The following is a 23602-nucleotide window of genomic DNA, read 5'->3' as shown; positions in this document are numbered from 1 at the left end:
GAGGATTGGCTCAATCTATGTGAAGGTAATGATTATGGCCAGTCAATTAAGTTGTGGTAAATTGTTCAGCTTCCGTAGACCCTTTTAAAGCGGTTGTAGAAGAAGTACCTCCAGTAATCACTTGGGCAACCTCATCAAAATAACCAGTTCCAACCTCCCTCTGATGCCGTGTTGCTGTATAACCATACTGTTCGCTTCTAAATTCGGCTTGCTGAAGTTCAGAGTAGGCAGCCATTCCATGATCTTTATACTTGCGTGCAAGTTCAAACATGCTGTAATTCAATGCATGGAATCCAGCTAAAGTAACGAATTGGAACTTGTAGCCGTAAGAAGCAATTTCCTTTTGGAAACGTGCGATAGTATCGTCATCAAGTTTTTTCTTCCAGTTAAAGGAAGGCGAGCAGTTATATGCCAATAACTTGCCTGGGAATTCTTTATGAATAGCCTCAGCAAACTTCCGTGCTTCTTCCAAATTAGGTTCAGATGTTTCACACCAAATCATGTCTGCGTATGGCGCATATGCCAAACCTCTAGCAATCGCTTGATCAAGACCAGCGCGAGTGCGGAAAAATCCTTCCTGTGTCCGTTCCCCAGTAATAAACTCTTTATCCCTGTCATCGATGTCGCTTGTGATCAAATCAGCCGCATTGGCGTCAGTGCGAGCAATGATAACAGTCGGAACATTCATCACATCAGCAGCCAGTCTTGCAGCAATCAAATTGCGAATAGCTGTTTGTGTCGGGAGCAAAACTTTTCCGCCTAAATGGCCGCATTTTTTCTCAGAAGACAATTGATCCTCGAAGTGAACAGCAGCTGCTCCTGCTTCAATCATCGCCTTCATCAATTCAAAAACGTTCAACTGACCGCCAAATCCAGCTTCAGCATCCGCAACAATTGGAACGAACCAATCGATTGAATGATCCCCTTCCATATGATGGATCTGATCTGCACGCTGCAAAGCTTGATTAATCCGCTTTACGACATGCGGCACGCTGTTAGCAGGATACAAGCTTTGATCCGGATACATTTGCCCCGCAAGATTAGCATCTGCTGCCACTTGCCAGCCGCTTAAGTAAATTGCTTTTAATCCGGCTTTTACTTGTTGGACAGCTTGATTTCCTGTCAAAGCTCCGAGGGCATTTACGTATTCCTCAGTTTTCATTAAATTCCAAAATTTTTCTGCTCCTCTTCTGGCAAGAGTATATTCGATTTCAATGGAACCTCTAAGCTTCAACACATCTTCAGCCGAATAAGGGCGTGTAATCCCTTTCCAGCGTTCATCTTTCTCCCAGCTTTCTTGCAATTGTCTCGCTTTTTCTTGTAATGTCATCTTTTCTCTCCCCTTTATTTGAAATATTTTTTAATTTAATCTTTCATAGCCTGGAAGTGTCAGAAAATCTACGAATTCATCATTTCTCACAAGCTCATCAAACAATTTCGCCGCTTCATCAAAACGCCCTTTTTGATAGGCTTCTTCACCAAACTCTTGTTTTATTTTTTCCAGCTCTTCCTGCTTGATTTTTTCATAAAGCTCTATTGTAACTTTCCGTCCGTCCTCCAACACCCCCTTTGGATGACGAATCCATTGCCATACCTGTGCCCTTGAAATTTCTGCCGTTGCAGCATCCTCCATCAAATTGTGGATAGGAGCAGCTCCTCTTCCAGAAAGCCATGATGCAAGATAACGAATGCCGACATCAATGTTCGTTCTTAATCCTTGCTCTGTAATTGTTCCTTCCGGGACTTCAAGAAGCTGTTCTGCTGAAATCTCAACATCTAGCTGTTTATCAATCTGGTTAGGTTGTTTCATATATTGGTCAAAAATTTCTTTGGCAACCGGTACAAGCGCAGGATGTGCCACCCATGTGCCATCGTGTCCATCTTTCGCTTCCCGCTCTTTATCAGCGCGCACTTTTTGGAACGCCTCTTCATTTTTCACCGGATCATCTTTAACCGGAATTTGCGCTGCCATTCCTCCAATGGCATGAACGTTCCGGCGATGGCACGTTTTAATCGCGAGCAGAGAATACGCCCTCATAAACGGAACCGTCATCGTTACTTGCGCCCGATCAGGTAAAATGACGTTTTGATCGTTTCGGAATTTTTTCAGATAGCTAAAAATGTAATCCCATCTGCCGCAATTCAATCCAGCTGAATGCTCTTTCAGCTCGTATAATATTTCGTCCATTTCAAACGCGGCCAATATCGTTTCAATCAGAACGGTTGCTTTAATCGTCCCACGCTTTACCCCCAATTCATCTTGCGCGAAACAGAAAACATCGTTCCACCATCTGGCTTCTAAGTGGCTTTCCAGCTTCGGTAAATAAAAGTAAGGTCCGCTTCCTCTTTTGATCAGTTCTTTTGCATTGTGGAAGAAATAAAGGCCAAAATCAAACAGACTGCCTGAAATCCGTTTTCCGTCCAATAGGACATGTTTTTCTTCTAGATGGAGTCCTCTCGGCCGCACGATCAGCGTTGCCGTTTCTTCATTCAGCTTATATACCTTTCCGTTTTCATTCACATATTCAATCGTTTTGTTGACCGCATCCCTTAAGTGAATTTGTCCTTCCACAATATTTTCCCAAGTCGGTGATGTGGCATCTTCAAAGTCCGCCATAAAAACTTTTGCGCCTGAATTTAAGGCATTGATAATCATTTTCCGGTCGACAGGTCCAGTAATTTCAACTCTGCGATCCTGCAAATCTTTTGGAACAGGCGGTATCGTCCAGTCCCCTTTTCGAATATGTTCCGTCTCCTTTAAAAACGACGGCTTCTCCCCTTCATTAATTCGCCTTTCCCGTTCTTTCCTCAGTTCAAGCAGCTCGATTCTTCTTGAACCAAATGTTTGTTCAAGCTTTTCGACGAACTGAAGGGCTTCGTTCGTTAAAATCTCCTTGTAAGAAGGAAGAAGAGTTCCCTTCACTTCCAGCCTGGATGCTGCACTAGCTTTCACGTTTCCTCACCTACCTTGTTATAAAACAGTTTTTAAATTACATTTTTAATATATAACAGATTGATACAGATTGGAAGACTTTTTTGAAAATTCGTTGTTTTCGTTTTCTTATCACATTCAATAAGTATTTATTAACTTCACCTTTTTCGCTCGTACATCCGATACAAACCTCTATATCAATCAGCACTTTTTGAAGACTTACATAATTTTATGTTACTTTTTATAACATGATTTCGTTTTTCAAATTAAAATAATTGTAAAATTTAATAGATTTTACAAAAAAATAGTTGATTTTCAGTGAAAATAACCAATGACAGAATAGCTACCACAAATTATTATGTTATAAAAACGAACATAAAGTGTCACAAACAGAGGAGGAGGGATAAAAAATGGAAGCTGAAAAAGGTGTAAAAAATGCAGCTTTTATTAATCAAGAACCACAATTGGAGAAAAAGAAATTAAGAATGCCTCATATTTATGTCATATTGTTTGTTTTAATAATTCTTGCTACAGCCGCTACTTATTTTGTACCTGCTGGCGTTTATGAACGTATTCCAGGACCTGAAGGAAGAACAACGATTGATCCAAACTCATTTGATTTTGTTGAAGCAGCACCTGTAAGTCCTGTTGAATTTATGATGGCAGTCCCAAAAGGTTTAGTTGCAGCAAGTGATGTCGTTTTTTTCACTTTGATCATCGGCGGTATATTTGCCGTTATTCGAAAAACAGGACTTATAGAAATAGGAGTAGAGAAACTAGCAAGAACATTTGCTTCCAATGGTATTGTGTTAATTCCAGTTTTAATGACTGTATTCGCAATTATATGCAGTTTAATTGGAACGCAAGAACTGAGTTTAGTTTATATACCTGTAATTCTCCCCCTATTTATTGCTTTAGGATTTGATTCAATGGTGGCGGCGGCGGTTGCTTTAGTTGCAACTACTGCTGGTTTTATGACAGGCTTTCTTAACCCTATTAATACTGGTTTAGGTCAAAAAATTGCAGGACTTCCAATATACTCAGGTATAGAATTTCGCATAGCGGCTTTCGTTGTCTTTGTTTTAGCAGGAATGATTTACATTATGCAATATGCTAAAAAAGTTAAAAAGAATCCTGAAGCAAGCTTAGTATATAAAGATGATCAAGCTAAAAGGAATATGTACTTCAATCAATCTGTGTCCAAAAGGAATGAAATGAATAAAAAACAAAAAGCTGCTTCTTTTGCCTTGTTATCCTTTTTTGTCTTATTAGTGTACGGTGTTTTAACTCAAGGCTGGTTTATGTTAGAAATGGCTGGACTGTTCATTATAATGGGTGTGGTTGTAGGCCTGATCGCTGGATTAACATTAAACGATATTTGCGAAGCATTTAATGACGGTTTTCGTGAAGTTTTAGTTGGGGCAATCATTGTTGGTATTGCCAGAGCAGTATCAGTAGTTATGGAAGACGGACAAATAATGGACACCATTGTCCATACACTAGGAACGATAGTAGGCGAAATACCAGGAACATTTAGTGTCATTGGGATGTTTATTGTCCAAATGCTATTTAGCTTTTTAATTCCGTCAGGCAGCGGACAAGCATTAGTTACTATGCCGATTTTAGCTCCGCTTTCTGATTTAATCGGAGTTACGAGACAAACAGCTGTTTTGGCCTACCAATTTGGAGACGGGCTAGGCAACATATTATTTCCAACTTCAGGATATTTTATGGCTGCACTAGCACTAGCTGGAGTTTCATGGCAAAAATGGGTTCGCTTTTATGTACCATTATTTTTAATTTGGTTTGGATTATCTGCTATTTTCCTGATCACCGCTCATTTCATTCAGTGGAACGGTTGAATCATGATTTAAAATGAGTCAAAAATTAATAAATCATCATATAAAAAACACGCGGCAAACAAAATGTTTTCCGCGTGTTTTTTTGAAATTTTATCGCATTTTTACTTAAAAAACGGCTCCCCTGGCTTTCGACTATCTTCCAATACAAGAATCCCTTTTTCTTTTGGTGCATTGGGCAGGTTTAATTCTTTTGCCGAACAGATCATGCCGCTCGAGGAAATGCCTCTTAGTTCAGCTTCTTTTATCACCATTCCGCTTGGCATAACCGCTCCTACCTTTGCAACAACAACTTTTTGTCCAGCCGCAACATTCGGTGCCCCGCAAACAATTTGAAGCACTTCATCCCCCACATCGACTTTGCATACACTTAATTTGTCAGCGTTCGGATGCTTTTCTTTTTCCAATACATGGCCAACGACAAATTTCGGTGATAAATCCGCCTCCAGCTTATCTGAAAAACCGTTTTGCGCAATTGTTTGATTGATCTTTTCCACCATTTCTGCCGTTACATCTAATTGGCCGTTTCCGTCAAGCGAAAAATAAGAAGTTGCCTGAAAAATGTTGAAGCCTGCTGTTTCATTAGTTTCAGCATCAAATATTTTTACAACATCTCCTTTTCTTTCAAACCGCTTCTGTTCATACGGTATATCTTTTAAAGAGATGATGAGTACATCGCCGATTCCTTCTTTATTGTAAAATACATTCATTGCTTGTCATCGTCTCCTTTCGTCAGTTTTCTGCGGTTTTTTGCCAAAATAAAGATCGGTTCGAGCTTTTTGTTTTCATAAATAAAGGATAAAGCCGTAATCGGCACCCTCCCATTTGTAAAAAAGCTCATCGTCAGCTGTGCCAGCACGTCATAACCCGTTTCATTTCGAATGTCGCCTATGATCAGCACGTCTTGATGAGGGACGCTGACAGTCATATCCCCTTGAACTTTTGATTCATATTCTTTTAAAATTGACTCATTTAAAATCCTGCTGGCATCGTAGCCGTCATTTGAATTAAAAAAATAAAAAACATTGCCTGCGACCTTATCTTCTTTTACTTTTGTCGGCAATGAACGCAAATTAAAGGCAGCCATTTCCTTCAATTGCTGGCGCGTCCAATTCTCCTTCTTCATCATCTGTTCATCAATTAGGCGATACGAATTTCCGAGATCAAGGGCATAATAAATGCGGGTCTCAGCAGTATGATCCTCAAAAATAAGAGGAACGCCATTCGACTCAACCGGAAAGGAAGTTGAGCGAATGACAGGATAAATCTGTTTTTCCTTGCCGCTTAATGCACCTTCATTTTTCATAGCTGAGAGAGACTCGGTTATGTAATAAACGAATTCATCAATCGCTTTTTCTTTTTTTTCGTTCCATTTTGAAATAATACCTGGCAAGGAGAGTGTCAGCCCTTTTTTCAATTCTGGATCTTCGATTCTTAACGTATCCTTTTTTCGATTAAATGAAAAGTGAAATGAGTAATCATTTAACTTCTCTTTTAACAATTCGACCATTTGTTCAGAATTCATAAGGCTGATCATCTCCTTTTTATTTTCTTTATATTAAAGATTTAAGCCATCTAAAAATTGCTGAACTTCCTCTTTTGTTTTCCGATCTTTGCTGACGAAGCGTCCGATCTCTTTTCCCTCGTTAAATGCGATAAAGCTTGGGATGCCAAAAACATTTAATTCTGCGCATAAATCGATATATTCATCCCGATCGACATAATAAAATGCGAACTGCGGATTCTCCTTTTCCAATTCAGGAAGATGCGGCTTAATAAACCCGCAATCTGGACACCAATCAGCCGAAAATACAAATAAAGCATTTTTTCCTTTCGTAAGCTCCCAAAAATGATCAACAGATTGAATGTTTTCCATCTCTAAAAGTCTCCTTTTATCTTTTTTCATTGGCATCGTAACAAATCTCAGCAAAAAAAGCTACTAACTCGCATGCCTGAGCCGATCAAAGTTAATTTTTTTTGGAAAATTGATATTGTCCTATTAACAGCTTCACGATATGTGCAAACATTTCTTTCCGGTCGATAAAGCCGTTTGTAAAGATTCCGATTGCTCCTTCTCGATGTCTCACATTTCTTTTTTTCGCATATGCATCCATTACATCTCCAAGCTCCAAGCCTTTTTTCAACGGTTCAAGAAATTCATTCGGGAGCGGGATTCTCGCCCCTCCAGCAATATATTCATTTCCATCTTTATCAATTAATGCACCCCAATTGCATAAAAACAATCCGCGAGATGTAACATCCACACCTCCCTCAAGACCAACCGAAAGATCCGGTTTAACTTTTTCAAAGACATTTTTTGCCCGATTTAATGCCCCCTGTAATGTTTCCTCATTGGAAAATGGCTGCGTTGAAACCCCGGATGGAACATCAACTGAGATGAATTCTATGTTCTTCTCCTCCAAAAGAGAAAAGGTCTCCTTCACCGCATTGATTTTCGCCAGGTTTTTCGATCCGATTGCGACATTCATTTTTGCCCTCCGGAATGTTTTATGTTAAACGTTTTGCTTAATCTTTTCAACAGTGGATCGATCGCAAGCTTTTATGAGCTTCACAAGCAATTCTTTTGCTGCTAAATAATCATCGACATGGATCATCGAAGCATGAGTATGAATATATCGGGCGCATATTCCGATTACCGCTGAAGGCACACCGCTGCCAGAAATATGTACTCGGCCTGCATCTGTTCCGCCTTGGGATGTAAAATATTGATATGGAATATTGTTTGTTTCAGCTGTGTCAAGAATAAATTCCCGCATTCCCCTATGAGTGACCATTGTCCGATCATAAATTCTCAGCAGAACTCCTTTTCCAAGCTGACCAAATTCGTTTTTGTCCCCGCTCATGTCGTTGGCAGGACTCGCATCCAATGCAAAAAAGATGTCCGGCTTAATCAAATTGGCGGCCGTTTGCGCTCCCCTTAACCCTACTTCTTCCTGGACAGTCGCTCCAGAATACAAAACGTTTGGCAATGTTTCATCTTTCACTTCTTTCAACAGCTCAATGGCCAGCCCGCATCCATACCTGTTGTCCCAAGCTTTTGCCAAAATTTTTTTCGAATTAGCCATCGGCGTAAACGGGCAGACCGGAACAATTTGCTGTCCTGGCTTGATTCCTATGGCTTCCGCATCTGAGCGATTATCAGCGCCGATATCAATCAGCATATTTTTAATCTCCATCGGCTTTTTCCGAACTTCCTCATTGAGCAAATGCGGAGGGATGGATACGATCACGCCGATCACCGGACCGCGTTCAGTTATAATTTGCACGCGCTGCGCCAGCAAAACCTGACTCCACCATCCTCCCAGCGGTTGAAAGCGGATCATTCCATTTTCTGTAATAGATGTGACCATAAAGCCTACCTCGTCCATATGGCCTGCAACCATTATAGTTGGTCCATCCTCACTGCCTTTTTTCACTCCAAAAATGCTGCCGAGTTTGTCTTGAACGATCTCATCTGCATATTTTTCTAGCTCTTTGCGCATAAATGAGCGAACAGCGTGTTCATTGCCTGATGCACCCGGCAGCTCTGTTAATGTTTTAAATAAATCCAACGTTTCGTTGTTCATGTTTATATCCCCTTCTTTAGCTTAATTTAGACCATCACGTACACAAAATATGTATAAACTTATTTTAGCGAATGATGAATGTATATTCCACAAATGTAACAAAACTGCGTTATACTAATAGTAAATTGTTTAAGGAGGGAAGATTGTGAAATGGAAAAATTTCCTGATCGGCTTCGCAGCAGGGATTGCCGTCGGATATGTATTAAAAAACGAATATAAAAAGCCGTTTCTTTCGCCGGAAAAAGCACTTGAATCGGTGAAAAAAGCTTTTAAACAAAAAGGCCCGATCAACGGATCCTGGATTTACACCATCCCGCAAGATTATGAAAAAAATGATATATCTTATAAAGTGTATGAGGCAGGAATCAGCCGTTTTTATAAAGGGAAAACTGAACAGTTTGAAGTTATTGTCGATGCATCGAGCGGAACCATTTTACATGTAAATCAGCTTTCCTCTTAACAAGAAACAGAGAAAACAAATTTCTTTGTCTCTTTGGGGAGTGAAAAAAATGGGGATTGTTAAAAAAGGTGTGACGATTTTACATTTTGATGAAACATACCATTATCAAAGAAAATTACAATCGTATTCTCACGAATGCATTGATTTCACTGATTTAGAAGGAACCCGGCTGTTTTGTGACGGACAATCGTTAAAAGTAATAAAAAGAAAGCTGTTGAACCGCAAGCAAAAAGGAATTACGTTCATCGGCAGCGGCGATTATCACTATGTTACATATCTCCTGTTGAATGAAATAAAACTTCCGTTTACCCTTCTTCTATTTGACCATCATACAGACTTAGACGATTCTGCAATCGGGAGGAACATGCCAATTTCTTGCGGCTCATGGTTATCTTTTGCGCTAAAAGACAATCCTTTTTTAACAAAAGCCATTATCATCGGTCCAAAATGGACAGAAAAACAAGAAATAGAAAAAGTCAAGGTCATCCCGTATACACCTGAAAATCATCCGTATATTTTACAACAAATTCAACAAATACAAAATGATTTTGTTTATATTAGCATCGACAAGGATGTTTTAAAAAAAGGGGAGGCGGTGACAAACTGGGATCAAGGTACAATGAGTGCTGCAACATTGCTTTTTTATTTGCGGACAATATTAAATGAAAAAAAAGTGATCGGCCTCGATGTTTGCGGCGAGGCGCCGCGTAAAAGACTGGCTTTCTCCTTTCTCGAAGATCGAATGATGAATAAAAATGAAACGATAAATCTGAACATTTTAAAAATGTGCTTACGGAATCCTCACGTGTACGAAACAAATCAATTCGCCTAAAGTTTTTGCTTAAGCAAAAGACTGAAGAGTGCAGAAGATTCATCCCTCGAAGATTCCATTTTTTATCAAAAAAACATCCCGCACACTATCGTGCAGGGATGTTTGTCTTTACCGAATTTTCACTTTCGCAATTTCACTTCCGCCCTATAAATCTTTTGTCCTTTTTTGGAAAATTTCTCTTCGTATTCCGTCATTACATTGTCTGTAAAATCACTTTGGTGAAGATCTAAACTTACCCATTTCAATAAAAATCCGTATTCGGAAAAACTGACAAGCGAATATTCAAACAGCCTTTGGTTATCCGTTTTAAAATGAATTTCACCTTCATCAGCTAAAATGCTCTCAAAAATGGAAAGAAAGGAATGATGTGTCAAGCGCCGCTTTGCATGGCGTTTTTTTGGCCAAGGATCTGAAAAATTTAAATAGATTCGCTCAACCTCGCCTTTCGCAAAAATTTCAGCTAACTGGCTCGCATTTACGTTCATAAGCTTTACATTCGGAAGTTCCTCTTCTTTTAATTTTTTTAAAGCCGAGACGAGGACGCTTTCCTGAAGCTCAATGCCGATATAATTAATATGCGGATTTTGCTTCCCCATACCGACAATAAACTGTCCTTTGCCGGTGCCGACTTCTATATGAACGGGATGCTCATTCCCGAACAAATCGTTCCATTTCCCTTTCCATTCAAAAGGCTGCTGTATAACAAATTGGGGATGATTTCTTAAAAAATCTCCGGCCCAAGGCTTATTTCTTAAACGCATATTCCACCTCTGTTTATTTTTTTACTATGTCAAAAGAGCCGTATACTGAACGGCTCTTTATTGTATAGAAATCGAAATGATGTATATTCTAATCAATAAAGAAATGGGGTGAGAATGAATGCAATTGAATTATCGTGATCAACTGATGCTTCTGAAAGATATTTTATCTGAACATGAAAGTGAATGCTGCGGATCAGTAGCGGAATATGAGCAATTAGAGCGCCTCATTCGGTCATTAATGGCCAATGCTGAAGTTAATGATCAGTTAAAGCAATCGCTTGAAACAATATATACTTATTGCCAAAACGGGAAAAATTCCAGCGATATAACCGATTTTATCGCCTCACATCAAGGGCAGTTGACTCAATGGCTTGAGGATATCAATGCCCTTTCCTAAGCAAAGCATTTAAAAATTCCAGCTGCTCCGCCATTTCTTTTTCATAGTTTTTCTTTCTCAAAAAAGAGATGGACAAAATGACTTGAGCTAACATATACCAATGCATGCGAACTTTTAAATCGTCCGTTAAATCAGCTCCGTATTTTTTCAGCCATTCATCCCATTCACTTTCATGAATGTAAGTATATAACAGCATTCCTAAATCAATCGCCGGATCGGCAATCATTGCTCCATCCCAATCGATTAAATACAATTGGTTGTCCTCAGATAAAAGCCAGTTGTTATGATGAATATCACAATGGCAAACAACAGCTTCTTTATGCTGCACCTCTGTCACATTTTGTTCCAAATAACATAGTGCTTGTCGAATAACCGGAAGCTCCAAAAGCTCCAAATCCGCTGCTTTTTTTACATTTTCGAGCAGCGTTTCAGGCGAGAGCGGCTCTTTTCCTAAACGTTTTAACATATCAAGTAGTTCATACGACCGATGGATTTTCTTTAGGAGCTCCGCAACGTGCTCGTTTTTCATATCTTTCGGTTTTAAACCGCGCCCGTTTAGCCAATGCTGCGCCGTAATCACATCACCGTTTTCCATTCTTTTCGTCCAAACGAGCTTAGGAACAATTCCTTCCGCTGACAAAACAGCTAAAAACGGCGAAGAATTGCGTTTTAAGAACAGTTTTTTTCCATTTTTTTCAGCATAAAAGGCTTCTCCTGTCGCTCCTCCTGCCGGAGATATTTCCCAATCGCTACCTAATACGTCTTCCAACCAATTCACCTTCAATTTCAAGCCCACATTTCGTTAGTAGATTCACCCTGCGCAATAAAAAAGACAGCTATTGAATTGAATAAGATGTTTCCAATAGCTATCCATTATAAATTTTATCTTCTAACAGTCTTTTTCGTCAAGAAAAAGTAAAAACATACCCTCATACTTCCATAAAGAACAACATGTAATCGAACATTTTCAAAAAATTCATTCATTAAATCGTTTTACCGCATTTGTTGCACATGATGCTAAAAGAGCCTTTACAGCTTTTAGTTGCATATTTTTAAAAGGAGAAGGCTGGCGCCGCATATTTTGAAACCAGTCGTCGTAGCTTCTCACATCAATTATTTCAATATCTGCCGGCAGCTCTGAAGCATGTATATATCCCGTTCTGTTTAATAATATTTTTCGAATTGGAAAGTCAACCTCCGCATTTGATAAAATCTGTTTTACTATATTTGCTGTCCGCTCCAATCCGATAATGGGAGATAATATTTTTTTCTCGCCTTGATCGTCCCGTTTCAGCCAAAATTTCTGTTTTGTACCGATTAATACGTTGTTTTCTTTATATTCTAATGCGGTAAGGCATACGATATCTGTTGGCCGAATGATGATAATTTCTCCTTGGACAGAGGCTTTTTTAATAAGAAAAATCGGATAATACATGACAAAATAAGTGTCAGGAAACCGCTGCAAAAAATATTTGAGCAGCGAATCCTTTTCAAAAGCTTCATCCATCGGGGAAATTTCCCGAATGGTAGAGCTTGCCCATACAAGCTGGGAGTTGAAAATCCGATCTAAAAACAATTGTTTTTCACTATCTAAGGTTGAATGAGCAAATTGGATACTCTCAAACCTTTTTTTAATTTCTTCCCACTGTTGTTTTTTCAAGCGGATAAATTGATTGGCATAACGATTTAGATCTATTTCATACCTTGATATATAATCCTCCATTTTAATCAACTGAGCCAAGATCGCGTCATCTCCTCTTTATCTCTACAAAAATAGCTGAACAACGTACGGGCAGATAATAGAAGCAAATATAGCGCTTAACGTCATCGAAATCGAACCGATTGCTCCTTCCAGACTGCCGTATTCTGCTGCCTTCGCTGTACCAATTCCGTGGGAAGCTGTACCATATCCGATCCCAATAGCAATTGGATGATGTATGCGAAGTAATTTCAATAAATAAGGTCCAAACATCGCACCAAATATTCCTGCTATCATGACATAAACTGCAGCAAGGGTAGGATTACCTCCAATTATGTCTGTGATATCCATAGCTATCGGCGAAGTGACCGATTTGGGCGCAAGCGAAAGAATCAGTTCCTTATCTATTCCGAATAAAACAGCCATCATAATTCCTGAACACAGCCCGATAATCGTACCGACGACAACGCTCAAAACAATTGATACAGCGTACTTTTTCAATGTTGATCGATGCTTGTACAGCGGGAATGCCAGCGCGACTACGGCAGGGCCTAGAAGCTCATCAATCCATTTTCCTCCATACATGTACGTATGATACGAAATATGAAATGTAATCAATAAACTAATGATGACAAATGTTGAAGTGGCAATCGGAACTAATAATGGAATATGGATTTTATTGTACAATTTAACCATTAGCCAATAAATCAGCACTGTAGCAAGTATCATTAAGATGGAGACTATTATTTTCATAAGCTTTGATCACTCCCATTCTGCAAAGCAGCCTGCTTTTTTTTGGCAGCGGTCATCTGGCTGACGAAAGATGAAATGGACATCACCAGCACCGTGCTAATAATGACAATGAATACTGTCCAGATACCTTTTGATTGGAACAGCGAAAAATATTCCATCACCCCAACTGTCGCAGGAATAAATAAAAGGGCAAGATGCTTGACTAAAAAAGAGCATCCGTCTTTCACTAAATTTTGAAAAGGCTCGTAATGCAAAAGAGCGAAAAGAATCAACATGCCTATAATGCTTCCTGGAATCATTAAATGAAACAATTTTTGAAGGAACGTGCCAATAACATAAATGACATACAACAAACCTATTTGCCATATCAAATTAAATATTTTCAATTTTTTTACCCCTTACTCCTCTCATTATCCTCCAAGAGGAATTTGTTTGATCGCTTCATATTTAGGCGTTTGGTCAATATTCGTTTGGAATAAAGTAACAGAACCCACATGAATATGTTCGTTTAACAAATATGGATCGCTTTTCTCCTCCAAGGAAAATGAAAGCTGCCCTTCCCATTTTCTAGCAACAGTAATATGAGGTCTAAACGGACGTTCATCTAAAGAGAAATCGAAAGCTTTGCACGTATTATAAACCTCATTTCGCAACTGGTATAATAACTCGTTTTCTTTCACGCCTACCCATAAAATTCGCGGATGTTCTCGTTTCCCAAAAATTTCTGCCTCTGAAAGTTCAAGTGAAAAAGACGGAATTTTCCGGCAGGGCTCTAGCAAGCTTTCAGACAGCAAAGCAAGCCTCTTTGCATCAACATTCCCTAAAAACACTAATGTTACATGATAGTCAAAAGGATGGACGTAACGCGAAAAGTGCCACCGATCTTGATTCGCCGATATCCATTTTGTAATACTTTTTGCCGTTTCAATCGGAACATCCAATGCAAGAAAATAATGTTTTTGCATTTTTTTCTATCCTCACTTTCGAACATATTGTAGCAAAAACTGCGCATTCTTTGTATATCCGAGTTTTTCTGTCCGTATAAATTATGATATGATATGGATGGACTATATCAAAAGGAAGTGTTTTGGATGCGCGTAGTTCATAATATCGCTGATTTAATAGGAGAAACTCCATTAGTCAAATTAAACAGAATTAGCCCGAAAAACGGCGCAGATATTTATGTAAAGCTTGAGTATTTTAATCCTACCCGCAGCGTTAAGGACAGAGCTGCTTATAATATGATCGTAGAAGCTGAAAAACAAGGTTTGTTAAAACCGGGAGCTACAATTATTGAACCGACAAGCGGCAACACTGGCATTGGGCTCGCCATGAATGCGGCCGCCAAAGGATATCGGGCAATTATTGTCATGCCGGACACCATGACAGAAGAACGGATCAATTTGCTGAAAGCATACGGAGCTGAAGTTGTATTAACGCCTGGGGACGAGAAAATGCCCGGTGCGATTAAAAAGGCGCAAGAACTGGCAAAGGAAATACCGAACAGCTTCATACCGATGCAGTTTGAAAACCCTGCCAACCCAGATGCCCACCGGAAAACAACAGCTTTAGAAATTGTCGAAGCAATGAAAGAAATAGGAAAACCGCTTTCCGCTTTTGTTGCAACGTCTGGAACAGGAGGAACAATCACCGGCACGGGAGAAACGTTAAAAAAATATTTTCCTGAGATGACCATTCACGTTGTCGAGCCTGCTGGGTCACCTGTTTTATCCGGGGGCAGTCCTGGCAAGCATAAACTTGTCGGAACAAGTCCTGGCTTTATCCCTAAAACATTAAACACGAACATTTATGATGAAATACACAAAGTGAAGGACGATGAAGCGTACGAAATCACCCGCAGACTCGCCAAGGAAGAAGCTATATTAGTGGGACCTTCATCAGGTGCTGCATGTTTTGCCGCAATTCAAGTTGCAAAAAGATTATCTCCTGATGATGTTGTCGTGTGCATGACGGCTGATACAGGCGAACGCTATTTATCAAGCGATTTGTTCTTATTTGAATAACCGTTTATAATTGCCTTTTTGCTGCTTCTGTGAGATAATTGAATCCAATATGTAAAGTTTTCTAGGGACTGGTCCGAGAGAAAACGCACAAATTGCTGTGTACACGGAAGGATAAAAGCCTGGGAGAATGACCTTATGGTTTCTCGCAGGCTTTTTTGATTGATATTGAAAGGGGGAATTTGTTTATGAACTGGTTTTTAATCGTTGTTTCGGCGATTTTTGAAGTGGCGTGGGTCATCGGCTTAAAGCACTCAAACAATGTTTTGGAATGGATGCTAACCGTGATCTCTATTTGCATAAGTTTTTTGCTGCTTCTTTATTTAACTAAAAAATTGCCGACAGGAACGGTATATACAATATTTGTCGGACTCGGCACTTTAGGAACCATTTTATGTGAGATTATTTTATTCGACGCCCATTTCAGCCCGATGAAAATGGTATTTATTTTGTCGCTAATTTGCGGAATCATCGGGCTGAAATATCAAACAAGCAAATTGGAAGCAAAAGAAGGTGACAAATCTTGAGCTGGATATTTTTAATTATTGCAGGATGCTGCGAAGTCATCGGCGTAACAGGATTAACAAAAATGAACTCGTCGCCAAGCTTCTCATCCTTCTTTATGCTAATTGGCGGATTTATTTTAAGCTTATATTTTTTATCGCTTTCGATGAATGAAATTCCGATGAGCATTGCCTATGCAGTCTGGACAGGTATCGGCACTGTCGGCAGCACGCTCGTCGGCATGTATGTATTCGATGAACCGAAAGACAAATGGAGAATAACATTTATCGCCTTAATTATCGTTTCTGTTATTGGGCTGAAGCTAGTAGACTAAAGGACACTTATTTGGCTAATTCATAAATCGCTTGAGCGTAGATGGCTGTCGCTTTTAACAGGTCTTCAACATAAATGTATTCGTCTTTTTGATGAGCGATATCTTCCCTTCCCGGAAACAACGGACCAAAGGCGATTCCTGCCTTGAGAGATCTGGCATAAGTGCCGCCGCCGATGGAGATGAGCTCCGCTTTTTGCCCTGTTTGCTCTTCATACACTTTTTTCAATGTTTGAATAAGCGGATGATTTTGTTCTACGTAATGGGGAGCTGAATCGGAAAAGTGAATAAGCTGGCAACCAGCTATTTTTTCTAGTTTTTCTTTAATCTCGCTCCCTTTTTTTGTGACAGGATAGCGGATATTAATGCTAACGGTTTTCTCTTTCCCCTTTTCGTAATGAATAATTCCGACATTCACCGTTAACTCACCGCTTACTTCATCTTGTGTTAAGATATCCAGCTTTTTCCCTCTTGTATCTTGATAAAAATAACGATTAATCCAATCAACAAAGCCTTTTCCTTCGCCATCCAGCGGCAATGCTGACAAAAAATTCGCCAAATAAATCCCGGCATTTTTTCCGTTATCAGGTTCCATCGCATGAGCGGATATCCCTTCAAGCTCGGCGACTGCACCTTCTTCATTTTGATACATTCGACCTTTTAATTGTGATGCTGATAAAAATTGCTTAAAGCTTTTTTCAACCTCTGAGAAATTTTGGACATTTCCAAGCACAGCTTTCGCAAAATCAGGAACCATGTTAAACCGTCTGCCGGAAGAAAAGCTTTTTAACACATATTTTCCTGCTGCATGTTTATTCACGCTGTTCACCGTAAACACTGCATCGATTATCCCTTTTTCTGCATAAATAATTGGAAAATCAGCATCTGGCGCAAATCCGATGTCAGGCATTTCTTCATGCTTAAAGTAATGATCGACACAGCGCCAGTCACTTTCTTCATCAGTGCCAATGATCATTCTCACCCGCCTAGATAACGGAAGACCTAATTCTTTTACAATTTTCATGGCGTAGTATACTGCCATCGTCGGCCCTTTATCATCCAACGCACCGCGGGCATATATTTTCCCATCATGGATCGTTGCGCCGTAAGGATCAAATGACCAGCCGTCCCCTTCTGGCACGACATCAACATGGCAGAGGACGCCAACGATTTCCTTTCCTTTTCCCATTTCAATATGACCGGCATATCCGTCTAAATTTTTGACTTGAAACCCGTCTTTTTCCCCTTTTTGCAAAAGATGTTCTAACGCTTGCTTAATTCCTTTGCCAAACGGTGCTCCAATTTGTTTTGTTTTTTCATCGAGCACACTTTTGATTTGAAGAAATTTTTGTGTTTCTAAAATAATTTCTTCTTTTCTTTTTAACACTTCATCCATCCAGTTCATGATACGTTCGATCCTTTCTTTCTCTTATTATTTAAGTGTAACATAAAGATTCTCTTTTTTTTTCAGCAAAAAAAATGTGGTTGTCTTCTTGCAAAAAAGTCAAAAAACGAATATTATATATATGTTTTTATAAAATGTTCGTATTTAATTGGAGGTATCATATGTTTAAACTAAAAGAACACGGAACAAATGTTAAAACTGAAATTATTGCCGGTTTAACCACCTTTTTAACAATGGTATATATCGTTGTTGTCAACCCAATTATCTTATCGGAAGCAGGCGTTCCGTTTGATCAAGTGTTTACAGCGACAGTTGTTGCCACGATCATCGGTACTTTATGGATGGCGCTTTCGGCAAATTATCCGATAGCGATCGCTCCAGGTATGGGAATGAACGCATATTTTGCCTATACAGTTGTTGGGGCGGAAAAAGTTAATTATGAAATTGCCTTTTCAGCAGTATTTCTTGCAGGCATCCTGTTTATTATTCTTTCGCTAACTCCGTTTCGTAAACAAATAATCGAGGCCATTCCAAACAATTTAAAAAATGGAATTACCGCCGGCATCGGCTTATTTATTGCGTTTATCGGATTAAGAATGACCGGGCTGATCACCGATCATCCGCAAAATTTAGTGACTCTTGGGGATCTGCATTCTCCTTCCGTCGTTCTCGCTCTTGTCGGCCTTGCTATAACTCTTATCTTAATGAGCTTGAATGTTCATGGTGCACTTTTTATCGGAATGATTTGTACCGGCATCATCGCATTTTTTACCGGACAATTATCGTTTGACCAAGGAATTGTTTCAATTCCAAAACTGCCGGAAGGCATTATAATCGCCAACCCGATTGATGCAATTGGGGATGTGATTCAACATGGTTTATTTGCAGTCGTCTTTTCCTTTTTATTAGTGACCATTTTTGACACAACTGGAACAATGATCGGCGTTGCCAAACAAGCAGGTTTAATGAAAGGGGATGAAATGCCGAACGCACGCAAAGCCCTTCTGGCTGACTCAATAGCAGCAACAGCAGGGGCTATGCTCGGAACAACTCCGACGAGTGCTTACATTGAGTCTTCTTCAGGAGTAGCTGCTGGCGGTAGAACTGGATTGACAACTTTAACCGTTGCCGTATTGTTTGGTGTTGCTGCATTTTTCAGTCCGATCGTTGCAGCTGTGTCCGGCATTTCAGCGATTACAGCACCTGCGTTAATTATAGTTGGAAGCTTAATGATGGGCTCAATTGCCGAAATTAATTGGAAAGAAATAGATGAAGCATTTCCAGCCTTTTTAGTCATTTTAAGCATGCCGCTTACATCAAGTATTGCAACTGGAATTGCGCTCGGATTTATCTCTTATCCTCTCATGAAAGTCATGAAAGGAAAATGGAAAGAGGTTCATCCATTTTTGTACATTTTCGCCGTACTATTTTTCATCCAGCTCTTTTTCCTGGGAGGTCATTAATTAAGAGGCTTTCCCAAAAGGAAAATCTATAATAATAAAAAATGGATATCGGGCTTTTGAAATTGGAGATGCCTCTCTAAGCTGATATGAACCCCTTAAGGTAGAGCAATCTGTTTTGCCTTAAGGGGAGTTTTTCTATGTATAAACATTCGAAAATCTTTGCGTAACACCGTTTCGTCGTTCACCAAATGAGCTTTTCTATGTATCAAGATTCGAAGGAGTTCTGAATGCGAAAACAGTTGAGAAAATGCTTTTGTTTGCAGTAATAGCTTATTGGACTGCAATGAACCATTTTCTATTAGAAAAGCAAAAATATCTTGAAAATTGCCAACTATTTAAAAAACCTTTAACACTAGGCAACAGGTAAAAAAACGAATGGAAGACAAAGTAAAAAATGCCGATAAAGTTAAAACAATAAACAACACTAAGAAATATTTATTATTTTTTCGGAACTTTTCAATAGATTTTGCGTCTCTCTTAAAAAAGAGGGAGTGGTAAAATGAAAAAAATACTAATGTATCATCATTGGAGTGATTTTCTTGGAAATAATTTTTAATATTTCTTTAGGCATTGCCCTTGTATTTTACATCGTTTTTTCATTGCTTATCGATTTTGGCGGCAAGGATTTGCCTTTCATCTATTTAGGCATCGTTTTATTGTTTGCATCTGAATTGCTTAACAAAGGTATTTAAGAAAAAGATAATTTGTAGATTTTTGAAAACTCCAACGGTGGGTTTTTTTGCATTCATCAAGCTTTCTAATCACCAATGGAACCTTTTTTACCGGTTGAAGGAATCATCACTTCACTATTTGTCTATTCGACTGGGGTCAGTTCAAGCTGTTAAATCGGCCTATGAGAGGTAAGTATTGTAAATATTATGTGAATTTTATGAACACACTGGAAAGTTTACATGTAAATTGTGTATAATGGAATTGTACCACTTTAGGAGTATGACATCTAATGCATGGACATTGAAGAGTATGTAGGTTTGTGATTTCGATGCATTAAATGATAGGGAGTGGTTTTTTGAAACCTTCAACAAACCGTATGCTAACCCGAATCAAATCCGTCTACATGTTCATTCATGAAAGGGGTACAGTAACAACTCAAGAGCTTGTCGATGAATTTGGTATTACCCCCAGAACGATTCAGAGGGATTTAAACGTGTTAGCATATAACGATTTAGTGCACAGTCCTGCAAGAGGAAAATGGGCAACGACTAACAAGAAGGTCAAGATGTCATCCTAGCTACTAAAAAAAGAAAATTTGGTTATTCGTTCACATACATATATGGGGCTGATCCAAAAGTTACATAACTTTTGGTCTCAGCCCCTTTTTGTCTGCTGTTGCAAGCAATTTCCACCTTTTTCGGCGCCAGTTTGTCCGCCTTTTTAAAAAACGGAAGTTCAATTTGAACGTTTTTCAAACTACAAAGGAAAATCGGCTGAATCGCCCGGCTGCCCTTGAATCGATCGCAGTTGTTCTAATTCTTCTTTTGTCAGTTCTCGATATTCCCCTGTTTGCAATGTTTGATCTAGTTCAAGCGTTCCCATTTGGATTCGTTTTAAATATTTCACTTTTTTTCCGACAGCAGAAAACATCCGCTTAATTTGATGGTATTTCCCCTCCGTTATGGTGACAAAAACTTCAGAAATGTCGTCTGCCTTAATAATTTCAAGCAAGGCAGGCTTTGTAACATAACCGTCATCAAGTTTTACACCTGCTTTGAACCGCTCGACATCTTCCTCTGCCACTAGACCAATAACTTCCGCAAAATATTTTTTAGGAACATTTTTCTTGGGCGATGTTAATTGATGGGCAAGCTGTCCGTCCGATGTTAACAGCAATAGCCCTTCGGTATCTTTGTCAAGCCTGCCGACAGGAAAGGGATTATAGCGAAGATCTTCCGGATCAAGCAAATCGACCACAGTCTTTTGGACGTTGTCTTCTGTAGCAGATAAAAAACCAGCTGGCTTGTTCATCATGAAATAAACATGTTCTTTGTACAACACCTGTTCACCGTTAATGATGATTTCTTGTTTATTCGGGTCGACATTTGTTTTCGGATCCGTCACCACTTCTCCATTAACATGAACGGCCCGTTCCTTTAGCAGCTTTTTTACTTCTTTTCTGCTGCCGTAGCCAGCATGTGCTAATAGTTTATCAATACGCATATTATCTACCCCCTTTCCTTCCTCTTACTTAAAAATCTAGTTCCAAAAATAACTTTTAGGAATCCTGATTGCTTAGCCAGCCAAAAATACGAACCTGCTCCTAATAATGCAGCAATTCCAACCATGATGGCGGCATTTGTTTTACTTGCATGGTAATCAAAAAAGACAGTGAAGAGAGAGGAAAACGCTACAACGACAATTGACATACAGATGACCAAAATTCCCGTAAATATTGTTCTTTTCCAAAATCTTTTATACGAGTAGCCTGTATGAAGGCGAATCATCATTAATCCGTATATGAGCGAGCCAAGAAACCCGATCGCAGTTGCCATAATCGAACCGTATGCACCAAACTGCGTGATAAGCCAGCTGTTTAAACAAATTTTTAGCAGAAGACCGAATGCAAGGCTGATGACAGCCAATTTTTGTTTATTAATCCCCTGCAAAATGGCGGCTGAAACAGTGAAATAAGAAAAAAGCAAAGCGATCGGTGCATAGGCAGCTAAAATGCTCGCACCTGTTTCATTGTCATTATAAAAAAACATGTAGATTGGTTCGGAAAGAATAATGATCCCAATGGATGCAGGGAGAACGAGAAACATTAATGTTTGAAACGCTTGGTCAATTTGTCTTCTAACAAACGGAAAGTTTTGATTCGTGAACGCATTTGTAATGGCCGGCACGAGCGTTAAGCCAAAAGCGGTTGCTAAAGAAACAGGAATCATGACAATTTTATTCACTAAAAAATTGACCATGGCATATAATTCTTGCGCTCTTTCGCCTTCTCCCGCCTGAATCATAGCTTTATTAAACGTAAAAGAATCGACAAATTGATATAAAGGAATAGCTAGTCCGACAAATACAAACGGACCGGCATACCTGAACACCTCGAGAAACATTTGCTTCGTGGAAATGCCGGAAGGTTCAATTTTGTTCTCCTGCATCGCCAATAAGGAATTTTTTCTTTTCATCCAATACAAAAAAAGGACGAACAGCCCGCCGATGGCGCCAACAAAGGCGGCAAATGTCGCATAACCCACCGCTGTAATGATATCGCCATGTAATACTTTTAAAATGATATAGCTGGAAACAAGCAAAAAAATGATGCGCACTAGCTGTTCTATTACTTGGGAAACGGACGTCGGGCCCATCGACTGATGCCCTTGAAAAAAACCTCGTATTAAACTCATGATCGGAACAACTATAAGCGCAAGGCTGACCATTCGTATAACATATGTGACATCCTCAACTGTCACACCTTGCAGCTCCTGTTGGCCAAGCTGGTGTTCCGCAAAGAAAGGCGCAGTCACAAATAAAATAAAACAAGTGAAAATTCCTCCAAGAAGCATAAACAGCATCCCAGATCGAAACATTCTGCGGCTTGTCTCGTAATCACCAATGGAATTATATTTTGCGACAAATTTTGAAATGGCCATAGGAAATCCCATTGTCGCAATGCTTAAAAAAATCGTATACGGAACATATCCATATTGATACAAAGCACTTCCCGTTTCTCCAACCAACGCGAAAAACGGAATGACATAAATCATTCCTAAAATCCTTGAAATATATGTACCTAATGTTAAAATAAACGTCCCTCTTAATAATTTATCCGACATCTTTTGCTCACCATTGTTTCTAACAAAAATTTTCAACTATAACATTTTACCACATTCACTAGGAACTAAGATATAGTCATCACTCATTGAATTCAAAAATTCATCTTTTTACACTAGCGTCGCATTAAAATTATACAATTCGATTAATATTACAGAATATTCTGTTAGTAAACTTCTCCATAAAAAAATCCTTTATAATGGTTTGGTGGTAGTAACCTATCCAAATCCAATATAAAGGAGCATAGCATGAATAAGTTTACACGAAAAACATCTTTTGAACAATGGTTTTCACCGATTAATTCTTCATTATTTACAGAATTAGTGGAAAGCCATCAATTAAATCGCTATACCAAGAAGCTTTATATGGCTTCTTTTGTGAAACTCCTTTTATATGCAGGGCTTCATGAAACAGAGAGTTTGCGTGCATTAAGCGATGCGGTCTTCTCCGAAGAATTACAGCGAGCAACAGGATTACAATCGATTAGCTTTTCACAGTTAGGAAGACGAATCAATGTGATTCCAACCGTTTTCTTTCAAACGATTTTTCTCGATTTAGTGGAACAAATTCATCAGAAAACTCATTTTCAAACGCGAAGAAAAATGACAATGCCACTCAAAATCATTGTTTCGAGTACGTTACCTCTGAATTTGACCAACCATAAGTGGGCCGAGTTTCGAAAAACAAAGTCAGGTGTCAAGTTACACTTGCGCCTGGTTTTCATGGAAAAAGGGTACTCATATCCGGACAAAGCAGTTTTGACGAACGCCATTGAACACGATCGAGGTCAACTAGAGGTATTTATT

At 39.2% G+C, this 23602-nt stretch carries 27 protein-coding genes; 11 read left to right on the top strand and 16 right to left on the bottom strand.

Annotated features, from left to right (window positions below; translation table 11 throughout):
* Positions 1–46: 46 nt before the first annotated feature.
* Both aceA and aceB read right to left on the bottom strand, forming a co-directional pair.
* Complete coding sequence (aceA, locus tag NSR00_RS00135; RefSeq protein WP_063386619.1) at positions 47–1330, bottom strand: isocitrate lyase; 1284 nt, start codon at positions 1328–1330, stop codon at positions 47–49.
* Positions 1331–1360: 30 nt separating this feature from the next.
* The gene (gene aceB, locus NSR00_RS00130; protein ID WP_445659568.1) at positions 1361–2923 is read right to left on the bottom strand and encodes a malate synthase A; all 1563 of its coding nucleotides are present in this window, start codon (positions 2921–2923) and stop codon (positions 1361–1363) included.
* Positions 2924–3342: 419 nt separating this feature from the next.
* On the opposite strand from aceB, the gene NSR00_RS00125 reads away from it, so the two are divergent.
* Positions 3343–4794, top strand: a complete 1452-nt coding sequence (locus tag NSR00_RS00125; protein WP_340786046.1) for a YfcC family protein — start codon at positions 3343–3345, stop codon at positions 4792–4794.
* Positions 4795–4895: 101 nt separating this feature from the next.
* On the opposite strand, the gene ytpR is transcribed toward NSR00_RS00125, so the two are convergent.
* The 5 genes from ytpR to NSR00_RS00100 form a co-directional block, all read right to left on the bottom strand.
* Positions 4896–5501 (bottom strand): YtpR family tRNA-binding protein, encoded by a 606-nt coding sequence (gene ytpR, locus NSR00_RS00120; protein ID WP_063386617.1) that lies wholly within the window; start codon positions 5499–5501, stop codon positions 4896–4898.
* Entirely contained in the window at positions 5498–6316 is an 819-nt protein-coding gene (locus tag NSR00_RS00115; protein ID WP_063386616.1) for a DUF1444 domain-containing protein, read from the bottom strand. Before NSR00_RS00115 ends, ytpR begins: the two co-directional genes overlap by 4 nt.
* A gap of 33 nt (positions 6317–6349) precedes the next feature.
* Complete coding sequence (locus NSR00_RS00110; RefSeq protein ID WP_063386615.1) at positions 6350–6667, bottom strand: thioredoxin family protein; 318 nt, start codon at positions 6665–6667, stop codon at positions 6350–6352.
* A 91-nt stretch (positions 6668–6758) separates the two neighbouring features.
* Positions 6759–7280 (bottom strand): DUF84 family protein, encoded by a 522-nt coding sequence (locus NSR00_RS00105; protein ID WP_340786043.1) that lies wholly within the window; start codon positions 7278–7280, stop codon positions 6759–6761.
* Between the two features lie 24 nt (positions 7281–7304).
* Positions 7305–8378 (bottom strand): M42 family metallopeptidase, encoded by a 1074-nt coding sequence (locus NSR00_RS00100; RefSeq protein WP_340786041.1) that lies wholly within the window; start codon positions 8376–8378, stop codon positions 7305–7307.
* Between the two features lie 145 nt (positions 8379–8523).
* On the opposite strand from NSR00_RS00100, the gene NSR00_RS00095 reads away from it, so the two are divergent.
* Both NSR00_RS00095 and NSR00_RS00090 read left to right on the top strand, forming a co-directional pair.
* A complete protein-coding gene (locus NSR00_RS00095; RefSeq protein ID WP_063386612.1) occupies positions 8524–8838 on the top strand; it encodes a PepSY domain-containing protein in 315 nt (104 codons plus the stop codon).
* A 49-nt stretch (positions 8839–8887) separates the two neighbouring features.
* Positions 8888–9670, top strand: a complete 783-nt coding sequence (locus tag NSR00_RS00090; protein ID WP_340786038.1) for an arginase family protein — start codon at positions 8888–8890, stop codon at positions 9668–9670.
* A gap of 119 nt (positions 9671–9789) precedes the next feature.
* Here NSR00_RS00090 and trmB read toward each other — a convergent pair whose 3' ends face one another.
* The gene (trmB, locus tag NSR00_RS00085; RefSeq protein ID WP_063386610.1) at positions 9790–10431 is read right to left on the bottom strand and encodes a tRNA (guanosine(46)-N7)-methyltransferase TrmB; all 642 of its coding nucleotides are present in this window, start codon (positions 10429–10431) and stop codon (positions 9790–9792) included.
* 118 nt (positions 10432–10549) lie between these two features.
* On the opposite strand from trmB, the gene NSR00_RS00080 reads away from it, so the two are divergent.
* Positions 10550–10828: a YtzH-like family protein gene (locus tag NSR00_RS00080; protein WP_063386609.1), complete on the top strand. Its 279-nt coding sequence runs from the start codon at positions 10550–10552 to the stop codon at positions 10826–10828.
* Here the strand turns inward: NSR00_RS00080 and NSR00_RS00075 are convergent.
* The 5 genes from NSR00_RS00075 to thpR all read right to left on the bottom strand — a co-directional run bounded on the left by NSR00_RS00075 (position 10812) and on the right by thpR (position 14245).
* A complete protein-coding gene (locus NSR00_RS00075) occupies positions 10812–11606 on the bottom strand; it encodes a phosphotransferase family protein (RefSeq protein ID WP_340789084.1) in 795 nt (264 codons plus the stop codon). The genes NSR00_RS00080 and NSR00_RS00075 overlap by 17 nt on opposite strands.
* 198 nt (positions 11607–11804) lie before the next feature.
* A complete protein-coding gene (locus NSR00_RS00070) occupies positions 11805–12569 on the bottom strand; it encodes an NERD domain-containing protein (RefSeq protein ID WP_340786033.1) in 765 nt (254 codons plus the stop codon).
* A gap of 24 nt (positions 12570–12593) precedes the next feature.
* Positions 12594–13280, bottom strand: a complete 687-nt coding sequence (locus NSR00_RS00065) for an LrgB family protein (protein ID WP_340786031.1) — start codon at positions 13278–13280, stop codon at positions 12594–12596.
* Entirely contained in the window at positions 13277–13666 is a 390-nt protein-coding gene (locus NSR00_RS00060) for a CidA/LrgA family protein (RefSeq protein WP_340786028.1), read from the bottom strand. The genes NSR00_RS00065 and NSR00_RS00060 overlap by 4 nt, the downstream gene beginning before the upstream one ends.
* A 24-nt stretch (positions 13667–13690) precedes the next feature.
* On the bottom strand, positions 13691–14245 hold the full coding sequence (gene thpR / locus NSR00_RS00055) for an RNA 2',3'-cyclic phosphodiesterase (RefSeq protein ID WP_340786025.1): 555 nt from the start codon (positions 14243–14245) through the stop codon (positions 13691–13693).
* Between the two features lie 126 nt (positions 14246–14371).
* On the opposite strand from thpR, the gene cysK reads away from it, so the two are divergent.
* From cysK to NSR00_RS00040, 3 genes are all read left to right on the top strand, one after another.
* Positions 14372–15304: a cysteine synthase A gene (cysK, locus tag NSR00_RS00050; RefSeq protein ID WP_340786022.1), complete on the top strand. Its 933-nt coding sequence runs from the start codon at positions 14372–14374 to the stop codon at positions 15302–15304.
* A gap of 185 nt (positions 15305–15489) precedes the next feature.
* The gene (locus tag NSR00_RS00045) at positions 15490–15828 is read left to right on the top strand and encodes a DMT family transporter (protein WP_066250651.1); all 339 of its coding nucleotides are present in this window, start codon (positions 15490–15492) and stop codon (positions 15826–15828) included.
* Positions 15825–16139 carry a DMT family transporter gene (locus NSR00_RS00040; protein ID WP_340786018.1) on the top strand — a complete coding sequence of 105 codons (315 nt, stop codon included), beginning with the start codon at positions 15825–15827 and terminating at the stop codon, positions 16137–16139. Before NSR00_RS00045 ends, NSR00_RS00040 begins: the two co-directional genes overlap by 4 nt.
* A gap of 7 nt (positions 16140–16146) precedes the next feature.
* On the opposite strand, the gene pepV is transcribed toward NSR00_RS00040, so the two are convergent.
* Entirely contained in the window at positions 16147–17541 is a 1395-nt protein-coding gene (gene pepV / locus NSR00_RS00035) for a dipeptidase PepV (RefSeq protein ID WP_340786014.1), read from the bottom strand.
* A gap of 161 nt (positions 17542–17702) precedes the next feature.
* Here pepV and NSR00_RS00030 point away from each other — a divergent pair, with 161 nt between their 5' ends.
* The 3 genes from NSR00_RS00030 to NSR00_RS00020 all read left to right on the top strand — a co-directional run bounded on the left by NSR00_RS00030 (position 17703) and on the right by NSR00_RS00020 (position 20253).
* Positions 17703–19004: an NCS2 family permease gene (locus NSR00_RS00030; protein WP_340786011.1), complete on the top strand. Its 1302-nt coding sequence runs from the start codon at positions 17703–17705 to the stop codon at positions 19002–19004.
* A gap of 539 nt (positions 19005–19543) precedes the next feature.
* Positions 19544–19696 carry a hypothetical protein gene (locus tag NSR00_RS00025; RefSeq protein ID WP_340786009.1) on the top strand — a complete coding sequence of 51 codons (153 nt, stop codon included), beginning with the start codon at positions 19544–19546 and terminating at the stop codon, positions 19694–19696.
* Positions 19697–20031: 335 nt separating this feature from the next.
* Positions 20032–20253 carry a DeoR family transcriptional regulator gene (locus NSR00_RS00020; protein WP_063386591.1) on the top strand — a complete coding sequence of 74 codons (222 nt, stop codon included), beginning with the start codon at positions 20032–20034 and terminating at the stop codon, positions 20251–20253.
* Between the two features lie 179 nt (positions 20254–20432).
* On the opposite strand, the gene NSR00_RS00015 is transcribed toward NSR00_RS00020, so the two are convergent.
* Both NSR00_RS00015 and NSR00_RS00010 read right to left on the bottom strand, forming a co-directional pair.
* On the bottom strand, positions 20433–21179 hold the full coding sequence (locus tag NSR00_RS00015; protein WP_339194583.1) for a pseudouridine synthase: 747 nt from the start codon (positions 21177–21179) through the stop codon (positions 20433–20435).
* Between the two features lie 5 nt (positions 21180–21184).
* Complete coding sequence (locus NSR00_RS00010) at positions 21185–22798, bottom strand: putative polysaccharide biosynthesis protein (RefSeq protein ID WP_340786004.1); 1614 nt, start codon at positions 22796–22798, stop codon at positions 21185–21187.
* A gap of 246 nt (positions 22799–23044) precedes the next feature.
* Between NSR00_RS00010 and NSR00_RS00005 the strand changes: the two genes are divergently transcribed.
* On the top strand, positions 23045–23602 hold a 558-nt coding region (locus tag NSR00_RS00005; protein ID WP_340786001.1), incomplete at its 3' end, for a DUF4372 domain-containing protein.

The sequence above is a fragment of the Aeribacillus sp. FSL K6-8394 genome (genome assembly GCF_038008865.1).
In the GTDB taxonomy this organism is placed as follows: domain Bacteria; phylum Bacillota; class Bacilli; order Bacillales; family Aeribacillaceae; genus Aeribacillus; species Aeribacillus composti.
This window is presented reverse-complemented; position numbering and strand designations above follow the sequence as displayed.